This is a genomic window from Paraburkholderia sp. GAS334, from assembly GCF_050436625.1.
Taxonomy (GTDB): Bacteria; Pseudomonadota; Gammaproteobacteria; order Burkholderiales; family Burkholderiaceae; genus Paraburkholderia.
This window is the reverse complement of the sequence record NZ_JBNDMO010000001.1, coordinates 687,822-705,730: the sequence shown is the minus strand read 5'-3', so window position 1 is coordinate 705,730 and position 17,909 is coordinate 687,822. Positions and strand designations below refer to the sequence as shown.

The following is a 17,909-nucleotide window of genomic DNA, read 5'->3' as shown; positions in this document are numbered from 1 at the left end:
CTTTTACACGATCGCTGATCGCAGCCGATATGCGAACGCCCAGCCAAACCACGGCGGCATATCGTGTTTTACCCGAGAGTTGACAGGAGATCGCCGGCATCTACTATGTCCCTTAAGGGACGCGTGCAGGAGGTGTGCGCATGGATGCACCGAACAAGGAATTCATGCTCGTGGGCAGCCTTGAAGCGCTGAAGGCGGAGGGGCGGCTGGTTGTGCAAGGTGGTCATCGTCCGATCCTCGTCATCTACGACCGCGGGCGCGTCTTCGCCCTCGACAATCGTTGCCCGCACATGGGCTTCCCGCTCGAGCGCGGCAGCGTCGCGGACGGCATCTTGACCTGTCATTGGCACCACGCCCGCTTCGATCTTGAAAGCGGCTGCACCTTCGACCTATGGGCGGACGATATACCCATCTGCGCGGTCGAGGTACGCAATGGCGACGTTTGGGTAACGACCACGTTCGGTCATCCCGATCCCGCGGCGCACTGGCGTCAGCGGCTTGCGGACGGCCTCGCACATGACCTCGATCTCGTCATCGCCAAGGCCGTGCATGGTCAGCTCGCGGCCAATGTGCCGATGGCCGAGACCGTGCGGCAGGTGGCGCTGTTTGGGGCGCAGAACCGCGACGGCTGGGGCGTCGGTCTCACGATACTGACGGCGCTGGCCAATCTCTTCCCCTTCTTGCCAGAGGACGAAGCCTATCTTGCCCTGTTTCATGGTGCGCGCCGCGTGGCGGCGGACTGCGCCGGCGAGGCGCCGCGGCGGGAACGTGCGCCGCTTGGAAGCCGGCCGGAGCCGGCCGCACTCAAGCGCTGGCTGCGTCTTTGGACAAGTGTGCGCCATCGCGAAGCGGGCGAGCGCACCCTGCTGACGGCGATTGCGGCCGGTGTCTCGCCAGCTGTGCTTGCCGATGCCCTGCTCTCGGCCGCGACCGAAAGGGCGTTTGCCGACACCGGTCATTCGCTCGACTTCATCAACAAAGCCCTCGAGTGCCTCGACCTGATCGGTTGGGACCACGCGCCAGCTTTGCTGCCTGCTATCGTCGGCCAGATGGTGGCCGCCCGTGGCGCGGAGGAATCGACCGCCTGGCGCCAGCCCGTTGATCTTGTTGCGCTATGTGAGGAATCAGCCAGCCAGATGCCGGAACTGTTCGCTGCCGCGCGCACCTTGTGTGGATGGTCGCACCACGCGGCGCTCGCCCGAGAGCTGCTCGGAGACGATCCAGCGAAGATAATTGATGCGCTGAAGGCGGCGATCCGCTCAGGCGCAACTCCTGCTGACCTGGGACAATCGCTCGCTTACGGAGCGGCGCTGCGGGTGGCCCGCTTCGGCAATGCCAACGAGCACGCCGACTGGGATACGGCGCACCACGTCTTTACCTACGCTAACGCGGTCCACCAGATGCTCAGGCGGATCGGGACTGCCGACATCGACGGTTACGTCACGGCCGTGCGCGCCATAATGCACGGAGCCATGGCGCTCTACCTTGCCCGCTATCTGAATGTGCCGCCGGCCCGCATCCCAGGTGAGGACAGCGAGCAACTCGACGACCTCCCTGCTGATGTTGAGACGATCCGCGCCGCGTTGCTCGATGCCTTCGACAGGCAGCGACAGGTTGATCTTGCCGCAAGGCTGGTGGCGCGACATCTCACGCTCGGCCATTCGCCACAGGCGCTGATCGCCACGCTTGCGCTTGCTGTGCTGCGCGAAGATGCTGGCTTCCATGCCTATCAGATGCTGGAGGCCGGAGTCCGGCAGTTTACCGCGTGGGGTAATACTGGCGAGGCCCGGCACGTCCTCATTGCGGTCGCCCGCTATCTCGCCGCCCATTCACCGACCGAACGCGGGGCGCTGCAGACGGCGGACATCGCCCGGCGCTTGATGCGGGGCGTCGCGATCCATGAGGAGGTTGGGGCGTCGTGACGACGCGTGCCGGTGATCGATGCCTGCAACGGACCCGGGTACAGCGAACTGGCGGTATCGACCCGGAGCGGACTTTCGGCTGCCCCGGAAGCTGCCGTTCAAGGGCGCCCGTGTCTTTGATAGCATGTTGACCACGTACACTACCCGCGCGGCCCGGAAACACTGCGTAAGCTTGCGCTCACGACAACGTCGAAGGTTGTTGTAGGGAAAGAAAATTATAATGGGCGCGCCTCGTTCACTTTCGGATCGCCCGCATGATGTGTCCCTCTCATGCCGCGCAAGGGCATTGGGCGTCCTGACCTTCTGGATCAGACCCCTTCGCCGCTCGAGCCGATCCACCCTATTCAATCATGCATACTCAATTCCGCTTTTCCTCCGCGGCTTTCGTGCTTGCGCTTGCGAGCGCACTGTCTGCGTGCTCGACGCCGAAGCCGCTTTACCAGCAAGAACAGTTCGACGCAGGCGACAGCCCCTATACGCACAAGTTCGCCGCGAAGACGGAGCCCGCTTGCGAAGCCGCCCGCCGTGCGTTGCTCAGCCAGGGATATATCGCCAGTTCGACGAGGTCTGATTCGGTCGATGGTTCGAAAAATTTCCAGCCCACCAGCGATTCGCACGCGGTGATCGAAATCCATGTGGTCTGCACAACCGACGACCCCAAAAGCAACAGCAGCACCGCGTACGTGAACGCGGTGCAGGATCGCTATGCGCTGAAGAAGAGCAACACGTCGGCGAGCGTCGGCCTGAGCGTGTTCGGATCGCTGTCGCTGCCGATCGGCTCGAGCGATGACTCGATGGTGAAGGTTGCGAGCGAGACGATTCCCGCCGGCGTTTTCTATCAGCGTTTCTTCGCGCTAGTCGAGCACTACCTGAAGGCCGACTCCGCCCAGCCGGCCCCAGTTGACACCGCTGCGGCGCCGAAAGAGACGCTGCCGTCGATGAACGACGCCGTGCCGCCGATCGGGGCAGCCCAGACGGGGAGTGATTCGGAGAAGGCGACGAGCACCAAGTAAGCGTCGCCGATATCGCGCGCTCGAGCCGCATTTCGTCCGCTCATACAAATTCAAAGCGATCCCGAGCTTGGACGACGTCGCAATCCGCGATGGAATTGCGTGGCGGCGCGGACTCACTAATCGTGTCGCCAGTCTCACTCATAGTGGCGTGAATCTCACTATTACCGTCCGCCGGTGAGTCCGGACATTCGCCCCCAGAATTCCGTACTGGCATTTATCCCGTCGAGTGTACCGGTACCGTTCCCCCTCGCCTGCTCAAGGCGAAGTCTCAGGCCCCTGCCAGTGCCCATCCCGACGATCTCCCTCGCGACGGCGAAACGTTGGCTTCGAAAAGAGTGGAAAGGACGGTCAGTAGCTCGCACGAGGGACTTGTATTCCAGCAATTTCTGATCGATGTAGTCCAAATTCGCGCCATCCGAAAAGTGCAGACATCTTTGTGTGCCGACAGCCATCAACCCCATCTGGAACAAGGATTTTGCGAATATCGTACAATTACGATATATGATTCGTTCCGTAGCGATTCATTCGCGCGGGATGTTTTCATGCTGTGCCGGAGTGACCGTTGATGAAAACCCACACTGAACCGAAAGCAATTGACGTCGATGCGATCCACAAGGCGCTCGCCAATCCTGTGCGCCGCGAGATTCTCGGCTGGCTGAAAAATCCGTCCGCGCACTTTGCGGATCAGGAGCTTCCGTTCGACTACGGCGTGTGCGCCGGCAAGTTCGAAGGCCGCTGCGGACTGTCGCAGTCGACCGTATCCGTGCACCTCGCCGCCTTACAGCGCGCTGGGCTAGTGACGTCGAAACGTATCGGTCAGTGGGTGTTCTTCAAACGCAATGAAGCCGTCATTGAGGCGTTTATCCAGCACATGAACGCAGATCTCTGACGCAGCGCATTCGCATCGCCGCGTTCCTTTTATCACGCTGTTTCATAGCCGCGGGCCGCTGGCCCGCCAGACAAGGTGAACACTTATGCCGACTCTTTTTGACCCGATCCAGATTGGCGATCTCACGCTGAGCAACCGCATTTTCATGGCACCGTTGACGCGTTCCCGCGCCGGTGACGTCCGCGTGCCGAACGCGCTGATGGCGAAGTACTACGCTGAGCGTGCATCGGCAGGGCTGATCCTGAGTGAAGCGACGTCCGTCACGCCGCAGGGCCTTGGCTACGCCGCGACGCCAGGCATCTGGTCGCAGGAACAGGTCGAGGGCTGGAAGCTCGTGACCGCGGCCGTGCATCAGGCAGGCGGAAAGATTTTCCTGCAACTGTGGCACGTAGGTCGCGTTTCCGATCCGGTCTTTCTGAACGGCGACCTGCCTGTTGCGCCGAGCGCAATCGCGGCGAAAGGCCATGTGAGCCTCGTGCGACCGAAGCGCGAATACGTGACGCCGCGTGCACTCGACCTCGCGGAAATCCCGGGCATCGTCGACGCGTATCGCAAGGGTGCTGAAAACGCCAAAGCCGCCGGTTTCGACGGCGTCGAAATACACGGCGCGAACGGCTATCTGCTCGACCAGTTCCTGCAGGACAGCACGAACCAGCGCAACGACGCCTATGGTGGTCCGATCGAAAACCGCGCGCGTCTGCTGCTCGAAGTCACCGACGCGTGTATCGCTGTCTGGGGCGCAAACCGTGTCGGCGTTCACCTTGCGCCGCGCCGCGATTCGCACTCGATGGGCGATTCCGATCCGGCAGCAACGTTCGGCTACGTGGCACGCGAACTCGGCAAGCGCAAGATCGCGTTTATCGCCGCGCGCGAAGCGCTGGGCGACGACCGCCTCGGACCGCAACTGAAGCAGGCATTCGGCGGCACGTACATCGTGAACGAAAAGTTCACGAAGGAAAGCGCGCAGCGCGTGCTCGACGCAGGCGAAGCCGATGCAGTCGCGTGGGGCCAACTCTTCATCGCGAACCCGGATCTGCCGCGCCGTTTTGCACTCGACGCACCGCTGAACGCGCCGATCCCGGAAACGTTCTACGCAGAAGGCGAAACCGGCTACACGGACTATCCGGCGCTCGAAGCAGTGAACGGATAACCTGTCCGCTTCACGGGCAGTCGCGGTTGCAGTAACAGGCGCGGGGTGCGCGACCGGAATGAAACGGTGGCGCACCCCGCGTCTTTTTGTTTTCGCCTCGTAACGCATCGGTCCCGCTGCATTGCCCGGCATCGAAAGTCCTGTGCGCGTGTCCGCCCGCACAGGACTACACTTCTGAAACCTGAGTTCTGCTTGCCCCACCATGGACCTGATGCACCTGTTACAGCTTGCGTTGCACTTCGACCAGCATCTGGGCGCGCTGATCGAGCAATACGGCACGGCCGTGTACGCGATGTTGTTTGCCATCGTCTTCGTCGAGATCGCGTTTTTGCCGCTGTTCTTTCTGCCGGGCGATCCGTTGATCTTTATCTGCGGCGCGTTCGCCGCGACGCATGCCTTGAATGTATGGATCGTGATGCCCGTTCTCTTCACCGCGACCGTTGCCGGCAGCATCGTCAACTACGCGATTGGCCGCGCGATCGGCGAAAAGGTGTACACCGCGAACATTCGTTGGATCGACAGGAACGCGCTGCGAAAAGCCCACGCATTCTATGAAGCGCGAGGCGGCATTACATTTCTGCTGTCGCCGTTTATCGCCGTGGTGCGTACATTCGCGCCGTTCGTCGGCGGCGTGGCACGCATGACGTTTGCGCGATTCGTCGCATTCGTCGTGTCCGGCGCGGCCATCTGGATCGTCTCGCTCGTCGCAGCCGGCTATGTGTTCGGTAATGTACCCGTGGTGCGCGATCATATGAGTTCGATCGTATTGCTCGGCGTCGGTGTCGGTGTCGGCTCGTTGCTGCTGAGTGGGCTGTGGCGGCTCGTCAACGGCCGCAGGCAGCGCGCATAAGTCCACTCATCTCCTTTCTCGCGTGGAAAATGTGGTTCGCGCCAACCGACGTGCAGAAAGACGCGCTACCGGGCGGCCAGTCTCCGTGGCGCATGTTCGTCGCGGGGTTGATGGTCACACTCGGCAACCCGAAGATCATGGTCTTCTACCTTGCACTGCTGCCCACGATCATCGACCTCTCACATGTCGGCACTGTCGCGTGGTTCGAGCTGACGATGACGATGCTGGCCGTGCTGATCTCAGTCGACTTCGCGTGGGCACTGCTCGCCGTGCGTGCGCGCAGGCTGCTGACCAGCCGGCGCGCCGTCAGCATCGCGAACCGCAGCAGCGCGGCGATGATGGCCGGCGCCGCAGCAGCAATCGCAACGCGTTGAGCGTCGCATCCCTCACGCGTGCGCATTCTCAGGACGGGCGTCGCGCTGCGGCGTCCGGACGCGCATCCTGCACGCATCGACGCCATAAAGAATGGCGCCTTGTAACGCGGCATCGTGCCCGAACGTGGCGACTGTGACTTCGGGCGGATACGGCAGCGCGCGCTGAAGGAACGTAGCCAGGTCCCGCACGATACGCGGCACACGCGCCATCCCGCCGCCAATCGCGATACGAGCCGGATCAAGCGTCAGCGCCATGTTCGCGACGTGCACGCCGAGCACGTGCAATGCGTCGTCGACCAGTGCCGCGACGCGCGCATCCGTCTCTGCCAGTGCGAACACTTTGCCGGCGCTGACTTCGCGCCCGAGCAACGCGCCGACACGATCCTGCAACGCGCGCCCCGAGACGAACTGCTCGAGCGACGCGCCACCGTCGGCGAACAGGACATCATCTGCCGTACCGCGCAGTTGATAGCCGATTTCGCCTGCTGCGCCGTGCGCGCCCCGCAGTACCCTGCCATCGATCACCGCTGCCGACGCGAGACCTGTTCCGAGATTCAGATAGATGCCACATTCGACGCCCGACAGCGACCCGCAGCGCGCTTCCGCCAGCGCGGCGGCCTTGACGTCGGTCTCGACGACGACGTTGTCGATATCAAAGCCGTCGCGCAGCACGTCGGCAAGTGCAAGCGTTTCCCAGCCGGGATTGTTGGGCGCGAGCCTGATGCCGCCAGGCTCGATGATGCCTGGCGTCACCGCAGCGACGGCCCTTAACGCGCCGCCATGCCGCTCAGCCGTTTCGCGAATCAGGTCGCGCGCCACGTCGAACATGCGCTGCATGACCCGCGCCGCGCCCTCGTCTGCCTGCGTCGGAATCTCCCGTTCAGCGAGCCGTTCGCCATCGGTCGCCGTGGCCGCCATTGCGATCTTGGTGCCACCAAAATCGATCGCGAGCAGAAAGCCCGCGTCGCCGCTTCTCTGCCCGCGCGGCGGGCTTCCTTCTTCGTATGACTGCATGCGTGCCTTGTTGCTCACTGGCCGCGCGCGGCGGCATCTTCCTGTTGCTGGCGCTCCAGAAACACCTCACGCGCCTCTTTCGGACCAAACGGCCACACGTGTGCGACGCGCGCCCAGATCAGGAACGCGACCACGCCCAGCGCAATCCACGCGGTCGACATGATCTGCGACAGATGATCGGTCGCGTAATACACATACAGCCAGCCGATGAGCGCGATCACGCTCGGCACCGGATACAGCCACTGGCGATACGGCCGGCGCAATTCCGGCTGACGGCGACGCAGCACCGTCAACGCTGCGATCTGCGCCACAGATTGCAGCAGTACAGCAACGGCGACGAGCATGTTGATCACGGTCGTCAGGTCGAAGAACGTGCCCGCTGCGGTGACGACGCCCATCACGAGCAGCGCGACGTGCGGGAAATTGTGCTTTGGATGCAGCTTGCCGAACGCGGAGAGAAACACGCCGTCGCGGGCCGCGTAGAACGGCACGCGCGAACCGCCCAGCAACCCGGCAAACACCGACGCGAACGCGGCAATCAGGATCAGCACCGTCACGACCGCTGCGGCCGTATGCCCCCAGTTGCGCGACACGACCAGCGAAGCGACCGACTTCGACTGCGCCACCGTCTGCCACGGCACCGTGCCGATCACGCCGATATTCATCGCGAGGTAGAACACCATCATCGCGATGATCGATACGATGATCGAACGCGGCATCACGCGGCCAGGGTTCTTCAGTTCGTCGCCCATATAGGCGGTCGTGTTATAGCCCGCGTAGTCGTAGATCGCGATGATCAGACCGGCGCCGAGACCCGTGAAGAACTTGCCGATATCGCCTGAACCCGGCGGCAGCGACAACGCGAGGCTCAGATGGAAATCCGAGTACGCAGCGGCAGTCGTCAGGCCGACCGCGAGAATCATGATGATCCACAGCACCGTAGTGAGCGCGCGGATCGATTCGATGCGCCGGTACAACGCGAGCACGACGAGACCGACCACGATGAGGCCGATGGCGTGACTTTGCCACTGTGACAGGTCTGGCAGGAAAAAGCCCAGATACTCGACGAAACCAATGATGCCCGTGCTCATGATGAGCGGAATCGAAAGCATCGCCGTCCAGACAAACAGGAACGGCATGAGCTTGCCCGTACGATACTGAAACGCCTCGCGCACGTACAGGTACGTGCCGCCCGCGCCCGGCATCGCAGCGCCGAGTTCGGCCCAGACGAGGCCATCAGCCATTGCCAGCAGCGCGCCCACGATCCACCCCACCACTGCAAGCGGCCCGTTCATGACCGCGACGATCGCGGGAATCGTAATGAACGGCCCGATCCCGCAGATCTGGATCATGTTGACGGCAATTGCCGGGAAAAGACCCACTGAGCGGTGGAAATGCGGTGCGTCCTCGCGGGACGCCTGTGTCTGATCTGCCGGCGCCGAAGCGCGCTCCGGCCATGCGGAAGGTGTGTCGCTCATCCCTGTCTCCATGCGGCTTGCGCCGCGCCTGTCATCGAAGGTTGTTACCGTGACGCGCCGCTTTCTGTCAGTACGGCGTCGATTGCCGGATGATAGGAAAGTTTCTTTACGAATGCAAATAGATCAAAATAAATCGCCGACGCGGGTTGCCCCGAACGCATACGAGCTTGATTGCGCGAGGTCCGGTTGTTAGCATCGCTCGTCACCTGAATCCAGCCTCCATGAATCCTCCGACCCGCAAGCACCTCCGGCCGACGCCGCCCGTCACACGTGGCCCCGCCTTCGTGCGCCAGGACAACGAGTGGGCGATCTATCAGCATCTGCTCGATCTCGCGCCGGCCTCCAGCCCGCAACTGGCCGAAAGCACCGGCCTCTCGAAGGTGACGATTTCCGCGGCGCTGAACAATCTCGAACGGCTCGGTCTCGTCGAACAGAGCGGCGTGCGGGCGGGCAACGCGGGGCGCGCGCCGCGCCTTTACGCGCCGCGCGCGGAAGCCGGCTTTGTGGTGGCGATCGACGTCGGCGCTGAATGGATTCGCGGCGCGCTGGCCGATCTGACGGGGCGCGTCGTCGCGCGGCTCGAGAAACGCACGCCCGCGCGCGTGGCGCGGCTCGTCGCGCAGATCGACGACATTGTGAGGACGATGCTCGATCAACATCACATCGCGCGCGACGAGGTGCTCGCCACCGTGCTTGGTTCGCCAGGCGTGCTCGATCCGGAGAAAGGCCGATTGCGGCTCGCCGCCAACCTACCTGGCTGGGAACGCACCGACCTTATTTCGTCGCTGCGCGAAGCGCTCGGCACGGACATCGTGATCGAGAACGACATCAATCTCGCGGCGCTCGGCGAGCAGAAACACGGCATCGGGCGCGGCGTCGATAACTTCGTGTTCATGTCGGTGGGTACGGGGATCGGGCTTGGCATCGTCGCCGATGGCAAGCTGCATCGCGGCGCGCATGGCTTCGCGGGCGAGATCGCCGTGTTGCCGCCCGCGCCATCGACCGTCGATGCGCCATTGCCCGGTGCGCGCCATCGCGGTCTGTTCGAAGCCTGCGCGGCCGCAAAAGCGATCGTCGCGCACGCGCATCGCCTCGGCCTGAACGCCGCAAGCGCAGAAGATGTGTTCGTCGCCGCCGATGCGGGCGACCGTCGCGCGCTGGAGTGCGTCGCGGAGGAAGCGCGGCAACTGGCGTGGGGACTGGCGTCGATTGTGCCAATCCTCGATCCGACATTGATCGTGCTCGGAGGGGGTATTGGCCGCAACGGCACGCTGCTGCTACCGGCGATCCGCGAATATCTCGCTGAGTGGCTATTGATTCCGCTGCCCGAATTCGCGATCTCCGCGACGGGTACGGACGGCGTGCTGCTCGGTGCAATCGAGCTGGGTCTCGATCGCGCGCGTTTGAAGGCTTTCGAGCGGCTCGAGTATTGAGCGGCGCGCCGGGTTAGACGCGGCGTGTGATACCGCGTCTACCGATCTTGCTGCCCTGGCAAGCGAGCCCTGCTGTTTATAAAGCTGCGCCAGTGCATGCAAAGGCTGCGCTGGCCGTCGCTGCTGTCATACACATGGCCCCGGAGAGATTACGCCGTTGTCGGGACCCGCAGCAGGTCCCGCCTCAGATAATCAATTCCCTCCTCGATAAAGCGTGCTATTGAGGTAGGAAAGCTGGCCGTTTTTCTGCGCCTGCGCGAGTTCTGCCTTTACCTGTGCGCGAGTGCGCGACAGTGTGTTATTGCCCTGCGTCGATGGGTCCAGATGCACGACGGCCGATTTTTCGACGTTAGCCGGCGCATAATCCGCGGCGTAAGCAACACCGGTTGTAGCGGAAACAGCAATGGTCACTGCGATCATTAAGGCTTTCATGGTGTTCTCCTGAAACGGGTTGGATGAGACAGACGCCCGGATATCAAACATTTCGTGTGGCGGTTTCCTGAAATCTGCGAAGTGCAGTACAGGTTGGATCCGGCGTTGATGCATTAGAACGTCTGGATGTATCGGGCCTGTGTCGCGAAACGCGGGAATTGCAATGTTGTGTATCGCCGCGTTCTATCTATACATTGCGATACAAATCTCATTTCCACGGTCGGCCGCGACGTTGAAAACGAAGCCGCCCTACGGGTGTTAGCCGAACGTGAATGCGTACGCGTTGACGCCGGGGTCGAGGAATTCGATGGTGACCGTCCGGTCCCGGATCTCGCCTGGCTGCCGCACCAGCTGATAGAGGCGCTGACCGTTGACTATGCCGCTGCCGTCTGCCGCGATATCGGCGCCATGCGCGGCTCCAGGCGGCGCTCCGTCGATGCTCACGCGGAACCGCACCGGTTTCGCACCCTGGCTCGTCCCTAAAACGAGGTGCACATCCCGCGCATGGAACCTGTACTGGATCTTTCCAGACGCGCCCGTAAGCGTCGCCTGTTCAGTGCCCACGTTCCAGTCTCCCGCGAGACTCCAGTTATTGAGCTGCATGTGCACTGGCGCGGTGTAGGTACGCACCTTGTCTTCCAGCGTGCCTTCAGGCGATACAAAGCCTTCGGACTCGCCATAACCGATATACGTCTCCGCAGAGCGCACGTTCTTGTTATCCGACGCCATTTGCGCCCCGCTTCCCGTCACCATTTCGGGCGCGGCAGTGACCTTTGTCTGCCCAGATTCGCTTAACAGCTGCTGGATCACCTGCTCAGACCTGCCGTAATCACCTTCGCCGAAACGATGGTGCCGGATGCGGCCCTGGGCATCGGCGATATAGAACGCTGGCCAGTACTGGTTGCCCAACGCACGCCAGATTGCGTAGTTGTTGTCGACAGCAACGGGGTAGTCAACGCCAAGATCACGCGTCGCACGTTTGACGTCACCGATGTCACGCTCAAACGCGAACTCCGGTGCATGCACACCGATTACGACCAGCCCCTTGTCGTGGTACTTCTTCGACCACGCTTTCAGATAAGGCAACGTCCGCAAACAGTTGATACAGGAGTACGTCCATACATCGATGAGCACGACTTTTCCTCGCAGTTCATCGGCGGTCAGCGGCGGCGAATTGATCCATTCAACCGCGCCCGAAAGCGCGGGCAGGCGCCCTTCGACAGGCAGCGGTGCGTCTGCGGTCGAGACAGAAACTCTGGTAATGAAGCCCGCAGGCGATGTATTCGCAGACCCGGTTGTTGTCGAAGGCTTGTACGCGACACCATCCGCTCCACCAGCCTTCGTTGCCGATGATGACCGGGATGAAATCCGCTCGACGAGTTTCTCTTCGAAGCCTCCGGTGGCGGAGTTCGAAAGACGCGTGAGCACACTCGTATCGATGCCTGTCGCGATTGCGGCCACACTGCCCAGAATGGCCACGCCGATTGCGCGGCGGATCCATTCACCCACGCCGAGCGAGCGTTTCATGGCGGCGAACACGCGCCCTCCGATAATCAGCGCGATCGCAAGCGAAGTTGCCGCGCCCGCCGCATAACTAAAGAGCAGAAACGTCGTGCCCGCGCTCGCTCCATGCAACGCTGCGCCTGTCAGAACGAGGCCCAGTATCGGACCGGCACAGGGCGCCCAGAGCAGCCCCGTCGCGACGCCAGTCAATACCGACGATATGATCCGCGGGCTGCCGCCCTTCTCCTGCGCGAAATCGGTAAGCCGGCTTCCTGCGGTCACAAGTGGATGCATCAGTCGTTCAGCGAAGGTCGGAAGCAGCAACGTCAGACCGAACACACCAAACAACGCGATCGCGATCCAGCGGCCGTATTGATTCGCCTGTGCAGCCCAGCCGCCACCTATCGCCGCAAGGCTTGCAACGGCGGAAAAGGTTAGCGCCATACCCACCAGAAGCGGCAATCCGCTGCGTACAAACGGTTGATCCGACCGCGAAAAAACGAGCGGCAGCACGGGTAAAATACAGGGGCTCAGGATGGTAAGCGCACCACCCAGAAAGGCCACGACAATGAATAACATGCGATGCTCTCCTTCTCTGGCGACTTGCCTGAAAACGTTGCCGATGACGTCAGGCGACGCCAGAGCCGGAACTCGACGGCAATCGCGTACTTGACGGATCGAACGCGTCAGACCAGACCTTGCGATATGAATTTCGTCTGGAATCCGGCGTTGATGCATTGGAACGCGCGGAGGTATCGGGCTTGTGTCGCGGAGACGGGACAAGTGCAATGTTGTGTATCGCCTTCGCCTGCAGATACATTGCGACACAAATGTCGCGCGAGTTCGGGCTATAAAGCAGGCTCCGATACTCGAGGAGCGAATCATGTCTGGTGAATGGCTGAAGGGATCGTGCCATTGCGGCACCGTGCAATTCGAAGTACGTACACCGGTGACACCCGCCACACGCTGTAACTGCAGCCTGTGTCGACGCAAAGGCGCGCTGATGTCGCCCGCATCCGCAGCGGATGAACTGAAAGTGACTAGCGGTACAGATGCGCTAAACCTTTACCAGTTCAATACGAAGGTGGCGAAGCACTACTTTTGCAGGCACTGCGGCATCTATACGTTTCATCAGACCCGCACGGATCCCGCGTTGCGGAGAGTGAATCTGGGCTGCATCGAGGGCGTCGACCCGTATGCGCTGGAGTTCTCGGTCGGTGATGGCGCGAGTCTGTCCGTGGTGGAGGGTGTATGAAACGTATCATCGCAATGCTCGTGTTTCTAACCGGCGGCGTAGGGTTTGAGTTAAGCACCCCCTTCAGCTGCTCATTGATCCACACTTCCCGGCCGCCCGAAAGGCGCCGCACGCTATAACCCGACGATGGAAAAGCCCGACCACATCCTGATTGTCGACGACGACCGCGAAATCCGTGAACTGCTTGGCAGTTACCTCGCGAAGAACGGTCTGAGGGCGTCACTCGCGTCCAACGGGCGCCAGATGCGCGCGTTGCTTGAGCAGGAAACACCCGATCTGATCGTGCTGGATCTGATGCTGCCGGGTGAAGACGGTCTTTTGCTATGCCGCGATCTCCGTGCCGGGCAATGGAGTTCAGTGCCAATCCTGATGCTGACTGCGCTTAGCGAAGAAGCGGACCGCATCGTTGGCCTCGAAATGGGTGCGGACGATTACCTCGTCAAGCCGTTCGCGGCGCGTGAGCTGCTTGCGCGCGTGCGTGCGGTGTTGCGCCGCGCGCGCATGCTCCCGCCCAACATGCAAGGCGCCGAGTCAGCGCAATTCCTGCACTTCGGAGAATGGCGGCTGGATACCACCGCGCGTCACCTGCTCGATGCGAACGGCACGATGGTGGCGCTAAGCGGCGGGGAATATCGTCTGCTACGCGTTTTTCTCGATCATCCACAGCGAGTGCTTACGCGCGATCAACTGCTTAACCTGACGCAGGGGCGCCGCCCGGATCCCTTCGACCGGTCCATCGACCTGCTGGTCAGCCGGCTCCGTCAGCGCCTCGGCGACGGCGCGCGCGAGCCGCGCTACATCAAGACGTTGCGCAGCGAGGGATATGTGCTGTCGGTTGCTGTGACGACTCAAGGGGCGGGGTAATGACGCGGGCTCAATGGCCAGGATGGCCGCGCACCCTGTTTGCGCGGCTGATCCTGATCCTCTTTCTGGGACTGATGCTGGCGCAGGTGCTGTCCTTCTCGCTGACGCTTAGCGAACGCGACGATGCCTTCTCCACCATGATGACGGGATACATCAATCGCGAAGTCTCCATTTCAGTAGCCTTCCTGGACCACCTGCCTCCCGACGAACGCGCGAAATGGTTGCCGCGTCTCGCGCGTCGAACCTATGGCTTCATCCTGGGCCCGGGGGTCGCGGGACCATCGCCCGAAACGCGCCTGTCTACAGCGGTCGCCGCCATCACCCGGGGTCTCGACAACCGCTATCCGTTGACCATCAACGCCGTACCCGGCCTTCAGGAACATCTGCAGGTCCATTTGCGTTTGAGCGACGGCTCGCCATTGACCATCGACTACCGGCCGTTACCTGGCATACCCGTGTCCCCCTGGCTGCCGTTGATGATGCTAGGCCAGTTGATTGTGCTTGGCGTGTGCGCCTGGTTCGCCGTGCGCCTTGCGACGCGTCCGCTCAAGCTCCTCGCGCAGGCGGCTGACACGCTCGGCCCTGACATGAAAACGACGCGCCTCGCCGAAAGCGGCCCCACCGAGGTTGCACACGCGGCGAAGGCATTCAACGCAATGCAGGATCGCATATCGACCTACATGACGGAGCGCATCCAGATTCTGGCGGCCATCTCGCACGACTTGCAGACGCCCATCACCCGTATGCGTCTGCGCGCCGATTTGATGGACGATAACGCACTGCAACCGAAGTTTCAGCAGGACCTGAGGGAAATGGAAGCACTGGTTCGCGAAGGCGTCACCTACGCGCGCACCTTGCATGGCGCGGTTGAAGCACCGCTGCGCATCGATCCCGATGCGCTTCTGGAAAGTCTGGTGTCCGACTACACGGATGCAGGTCAGGCAGTGACGCTTCAAGGGAAGATCGGTACACCGCTACTCGCGCGCCCGCAGGCATTGCATCGCGTTCTTGGCAACCTGGTCGACAACGCACTTAAATTTTCGGGCGCAAGCGAAATCGTGGTCGATACCTCGCAGACGGGTCACGTCACCATTGCAGTGCTGGATCGTGGGCCAGGTATACCGGCTGAGGAAATCGACGCGGTATTTCAACCCTTCTATCGCGTCGAAGCTTCACGCAATCGTGATTCTGGCGGTACCGGTCTGGGCCTCGCGATTGCGCGTCAGCTCGCGCTCGCCATGAACGCGACCTTGTCACTGCATAATCGTGTGGGCGGTGGTCTTGAAGCCCGGCTGACCCTGCAGATGCAATAGCGTTCAGAATTGCGATCAGGAACGTATGCCCGCATACATTCAGCAAAAGCATTTCGTCTGACGATATAAGGAAGCAATGTGCCTGTCGGCACGCCCCGGCGCGTCAAAAGCGCTGCGCGAGCGCTAGTCGACAGGATTTAATCCGTTGCTGTTGACCCGCGCTATTGGCCCATATACGCCGGTTTGGCCACTAAAAGCGTGTCGAAAACCGAATAACGCCGTGTTATTGTTTTAGCAACGGTTCGCGCACCCGCGAACCGAACTCAGTCAGATTCGCGAGCGTCGCCATGAGTGATGTACGTCACCAGTTAAGCCCACGTGACCGCGTCGAGTTGCTCTGCTGGCTCACCTGCGGAAACCTCGGCGCCTGGTATCTCAACGAGGCGTGGCCCGAGCCGTCATTCCAGGTAGAGGCGGCGCACAAGTGGCTCGACAGGCACATGCGCACCGCCGACTGGCTCAGTATCGCGAAGCTGTCCGCACTCGCCGTCGACATTGCCCGCCAGCACGCATCTTTCGTCGATACGGAATGGGCGCGGGACGCCGTCGAAGAAATCCTCAGTACCGACGACCTCGATTTCCAGGCGCGACTGGTCCGCAACGTGCTCGCCGACTGCCAGCGCGCGCTGGCCGACAAGCGGATCGCAGATTGACCTCGAAAGCAGAATAGATAGAACGTGTTGTCGATTTCCTGAAGGCTGGCTCGTCGTGAAGAGAAGGCGGTGGCATCAAAAGACGGAGAACCGCGCCGTCTTGCGCCCCCATTTCCTTTAACTCGCGAGGAGATCGTTCATGACTTCAGTAGACGTATCTGCACAGCCGTTGAAGCCAGCCGCGGAGCTGGCTCAGTCGACCCGGCGGTTTCCGGGCGAAAGCGCGCTATACCGCAGCGCCCGCAACGCACTGCTCGAAGAAGAAATCGAACTGCGACGCCACATCGAGCGCGTGGCAGTGCAGCGCCGCGCCCTTCCACCCGGCGGTGACGTGCCGCAAAACTACCGCTTCGACGGCGAGCACGGGGCGGCGACGCTATCGCAGATATTCGGCGGCTATGACACGCTCGTCACCTACAACTGGATGTTCGGCCCGAAGCGCGCACGGCCGTGTCCGATGTGCACGTCGATGCTCACTGCACTGGACGGCGAGATGGCCGACATCCTGCAACGCGTGGCCTTTGCTGTGATCGCCCGATCGCCGCTCGAACGCCTGGTAGCGTTCAAAAAGGAGCGAGGCTGGAGGCATCTACGTCTGTATTCGTCGGGCGGCAACAGCTTCAACCGCGACTACGCCAACGAAGACCCGACGGCGACGACAACGCCACATTCAACGTGTTTGTCCGCTCTGGCGGCACCGTCCGTCATTTCTGGGGCGATGAGATGGGACTGCGGACAGCGGACCCGGGCCAGGACCCCCGCGGCGCACCGGACGCGATGCCGCTATGGACCGTGCTCGACATGACGCCCGGCGGCCGCGGCACCGACTGGTATCCGAAGCTGGAATATGGCCTGAAATAGGGCCTCTGCCGTTAGCGCCGATATCGACGCGACATCGCGCGATATTGGCGCGCGCCTCCCGCGAACGCTCAGGAAGCCGCGCGCAGAAACTACTCTCGCCGCGCGCGGACACGCGCGCGGCCCGAAGACGTCAGCGCCCCGGAGAAAAACAGGTCGAGCGCCTTGTTGAATGCGTCCTGCGATGTAAGTTGCGTGCGCGCCAGCATGGCCGGATCGTGCAGACCTCTCGCGACAACCAGCCAGTACTCGACCAGAAACGTCGTGTCGACATCGTCGCGCACCATGCCCTGTTCCACGCCCAGTTTCAGAACACGGGTCAGGCCCAGCGGAATGTTATGCACCTTGATTGCGTCGATTTCGTCATAGAGCTGGGGCGCGAAGCGTTGAAGATCTGCCAGAATCTCAGCGTTGTAGCAGCCGATATGCGCGGCCACGATACGCAGCACGCCATCCAGTTTCTCGACGAATCCGCCCTGGCGCTGAAGGATTTCGCCAACCCGACGAAGAACAGTGGCGCCCGTCGCGGCGAGAATCGCAGAGACCATCGCATCCTTCGAAGAAAAATGGACGTACAGCGTTTTCTTGCTCATACCAAGCGCGAGCGTGAGACCGTCCATCGTGAGTCCGCTATAGCCGTCGCGCAGGAGGATTTCGCGCGCGGCCGCAAGAATGCGGCCGGATGGACCGTCGTCGAAATCGACGTGCGGGGGTGCAGGCGGCGGCTGTGCGGCCGACGCCTGCGCGTCCTCTGTTCGATTCGTCACACGGGGTGCTCGGGTTGTCATGCTGCCTGCGTCCTTTGAACGACGCGCTTCACGCAATGGGCTGGCGCGGAAAAATTGTCTGCATCGCCGCGCACCGTGAAAACGGCCTGCCGTCGATAGAAACTATTTTCCCGGTTTTAG

14 protein-coding genes and 3 pseudogenes are annotated in these 17,909 nt (G+C 61.9%); 12 read left to right on the top strand and 5 right to left on the bottom strand.

What is annotated here, in order from left to right:
* Positions 1-140: 140 nt before the first annotated feature.
* The 6 genes and pseudogenes from P3T21_RS03150 to P3T21_RS03125 form a co-directional block, all read left to right on the top strand.
* The gene (locus P3T21_RS03150; RefSeq protein WP_429254452.1) at positions 141-1,922 is read left to right on the top strand and encodes a Rieske (2Fe-2S) protein; all 1,782 of its coding nucleotides are present in this window, start codon (positions 141-143) and stop codon (positions 1,920-1,922) included.
* Positions 1,923-2,272: 350 nt separating this feature from the next.
* Positions 2,273-2,878 (top strand): annotated as a pseudogene (locus tag P3T21_RS03145) (DUF2242 domain-containing protein); the annotation flags it as partial.
* Between the two features lie 622 nt (positions 2,879-3,500).
* Complete coding sequence (locus tag P3T21_RS03140; RefSeq protein ID WP_429254451.1) at positions 3,501-3,824, top strand: ArsR/SmtB family transcription factor; 324 nt, start codon at positions 3,501-3,503, stop codon at positions 3,822-3,824.
* A gap of 85 nt (positions 3,825-3,909) precedes the next feature.
* Positions 3,910-4,974: an alkene reductase gene (locus tag P3T21_RS03135; protein WP_429254450.1), complete on the top strand. Its 1,065-nt coding sequence runs from the start codon at positions 3,910-3,912 to the stop codon at positions 4,972-4,974.
* Between the two features lie 202 nt (positions 4,975-5,176).
* Positions 5,177-5,824, top strand: coding sequence for a VTT domain-containing protein (locus tag P3T21_RS03130; RefSeq protein ID WP_429254449.1), 648 nt, complete (start codon positions 5,177-5,179; stop codon positions 5,822-5,824).
* Between the two features lie 14 nt (positions 5,825-5,838).
* Positions 5,839-6,198 (top strand): annotated as a pseudogene (locus P3T21_RS03125) (LysE family translocator); the annotation flags it as partial.
* A gap of 12 nt (positions 6,199-6,210) precedes the next feature.
* On the opposite strand, the gene P3T21_RS03120 reads toward P3T21_RS03125, so the two are convergent.
* Both P3T21_RS03120 and P3T21_RS03115 read right to left on the bottom strand, forming a co-directional pair.
* Entirely contained in the window at positions 6,211-7,212 is a 1,002-nt protein-coding gene (locus P3T21_RS03120) for an ROK family protein (RefSeq protein WP_429254448.1), read from the bottom strand.
* A 14-nt stretch (positions 7,213-7,226) separates the two neighbouring features.
* On the bottom strand, positions 7,227-8,690 hold the full coding sequence (locus P3T21_RS03115) for an APC family permease (protein ID WP_429254447.1): 1,464 nt from the start codon (positions 8,688-8,690) through the stop codon (positions 7,227-7,229).
* Positions 8,691-8,911: 221 nt separating this feature from the next.
* Between P3T21_RS03115 and P3T21_RS03110 the strand changes: the two genes are divergently transcribed.
* On the top strand, positions 8,912-10,123 hold the full coding sequence (locus P3T21_RS03110; RefSeq protein ID WP_429254446.1) for an ROK family protein: 1,212 nt from the start codon (positions 8,912-8,914) through the stop codon (positions 10,121-10,123).
* A 192-nt stretch (positions 10,124-10,315) separates the two neighbouring features.
* Here P3T21_RS03110 and P3T21_RS03105 read toward each other — a convergent pair whose 3' ends face one another.
* On the bottom strand, positions 10,316-10,606 hold the full coding sequence (locus P3T21_RS03105) for a DUF4148 domain-containing protein (RefSeq protein ID WP_429254445.1): 291 nt from the start codon (positions 10,604-10,606) through the stop codon (positions 10,316-10,318).
* A gap of 207 nt (positions 10,607-10,813) precedes the next feature.
* Complete coding sequence (locus P3T21_RS03100) at positions 10,814-12,637, bottom strand: cytochrome c biogenesis protein DipZ (RefSeq protein WP_429254444.1); 1,824 nt, start codon at positions 12,635-12,637, stop codon at positions 10,814-10,816.
* A gap of 304 nt (positions 12,638-12,941) precedes the next feature.
* Between P3T21_RS03100 and P3T21_RS03095 the strand changes: the two genes are divergently transcribed.
* The 5 genes and pseudogenes from P3T21_RS03095 (at position 12,942) to P3T21_RS03075 (ending at position 17,004) form a co-directional block, all read left to right on the top strand.
* The gene (locus tag P3T21_RS03095) at positions 12,942-13,313 is read left to right on the top strand and encodes a GFA family protein (protein ID WP_429254443.1); all 372 of its coding nucleotides are present in this window, start codon (positions 12,942-12,944) and stop codon (positions 13,311-13,313) included.
* A 126-nt stretch (positions 13,314-13,439) separates the two neighbouring features.
* Positions 13,440-14,177, top strand: coding sequence for a response regulator (locus P3T21_RS03090; RefSeq protein ID WP_429254442.1), 738 nt, complete (start codon positions 13,440-13,442; stop codon positions 14,175-14,177).
* Positions 14,177-15,490 carry a sensor histidine kinase gene (locus tag P3T21_RS03085; protein WP_429254441.1) on the top strand — a complete coding sequence of 438 codons (1,314 nt, stop codon included), beginning with the start codon at positions 14,177-14,179 and terminating at the stop codon, positions 15,488-15,490. Before P3T21_RS03090 ends, P3T21_RS03085 begins: the two co-directional genes overlap by 1 nt.
* Positions 15,491-15,777: 287 nt before the next feature.
* A complete protein-coding gene (locus P3T21_RS03080; RefSeq protein ID WP_429254440.1) occupies positions 15,778-16,143 on the top strand; it encodes a hypothetical protein in 366 nt (121 codons plus the stop codon).
* A 139-nt stretch (positions 16,144-16,282) separates the two neighbouring features.
* Positions 16,283-17,004: pseudogene (locus P3T21_RS03075) on the top strand (DUF899 family protein).
* 89 nt (positions 17,005-17,093) lie between these two features.
* Here P3T21_RS03075 and P3T21_RS03070 read toward each other — a convergent pair.
* The gene (locus tag P3T21_RS03070) at positions 17,094-17,768 is read right to left on the bottom strand and encodes a TetR/AcrR family transcriptional regulator (RefSeq protein WP_429254439.1); all 675 of its coding nucleotides are present in this window, start codon (positions 17,766-17,768) and stop codon (positions 17,094-17,096) included.
* Between the last annotated feature and the right edge of the window lie 141 nt (positions 17,769-17,909).

Excerpts from the sequence above, each read along its gene's own strand:
- P3T21_RS03100 (WP_429254444.1), bottom strand. The coding sequence starts at position 12,637 with ATGTTATTCATTGTCGTGGCCTTTCTGGGTGGTGCGCTTACCATCCTG.
- P3T21_RS03135 (WP_429254450.1), top strand. The coding sequence starts at position 3,910 with ATGCCGACTCTTTTTGACCCGATCCAGATTGGCGATCTCACGCTGAGC.
- P3T21_RS03105 (WP_429254445.1), bottom strand. The coding sequence starts at position 10,606 with ATGTTTGATATCCGGGCGTCTGTCTCATCCAACCCGTTTCAGGAGAAC.
- P3T21_RS03115 (WP_429254447.1), bottom strand. The coding sequence starts at position 8,690 with ATGAGCGACACACCTTCCGCATGGCCGGAGCGCGCTTCGGCGCCGGCA.
- P3T21_RS03085 (WP_429254441.1), top strand. The coding sequence starts at position 14,177 with ATGACGCGGGCTCAATGGCCAGGATGGCCGCGCACCCTGTTTGCGCGG.
- P3T21_RS03120 (WP_429254448.1), bottom strand. The coding sequence starts at position 7,212 with ATGCAGTCATACGAAGAAGGAAGCCCGCCGCGCGGGCAGAGAAGCGGC.
- P3T21_RS03140 (WP_429254451.1), top strand. The coding sequence starts at position 3,501 with ATGAAAACCCACACTGAACCGAAAGCAATTGACGTCGATGCGATCCAC.
- P3T21_RS03080 (WP_429254440.1), top strand. The coding sequence starts at position 15,778 with ATGAGTGATGTACGTCACCAGTTAAGCCCACGTGACCGCGTCGAGTTG.
- P3T21_RS03110 (WP_429254446.1), top strand. The coding sequence starts at position 8,912 with ATGAATCCTCCGACCCGCAAGCACCTCCGGCCGACGCCGCCCGTCACA.
- P3T21_RS03095 (WP_429254443.1), top strand. The coding sequence starts at position 12,942 with ATGTCTGGTGAATGGCTGAAGGGATCGTGCCATTGCGGCACCGTGCAA.
- P3T21_RS03130 (WP_429254449.1), top strand. The coding sequence starts at position 5,177 with ATGGACCTGATGCACCTGTTACAGCTTGCGTTGCACTTCGACCAGCAT.
- P3T21_RS03150 (WP_429254452.1), top strand. The coding sequence starts at position 141 with ATGGATGCACCGAACAAGGAATTCATGCTCGTGGGCAGCCTTGAAGCG.
- P3T21_RS03090 (WP_429254442.1), top strand. The coding sequence starts at position 13,440 with ATGGAAAAGCCCGACCACATCCTGATTGTCGACGACGACCGCGAAATC.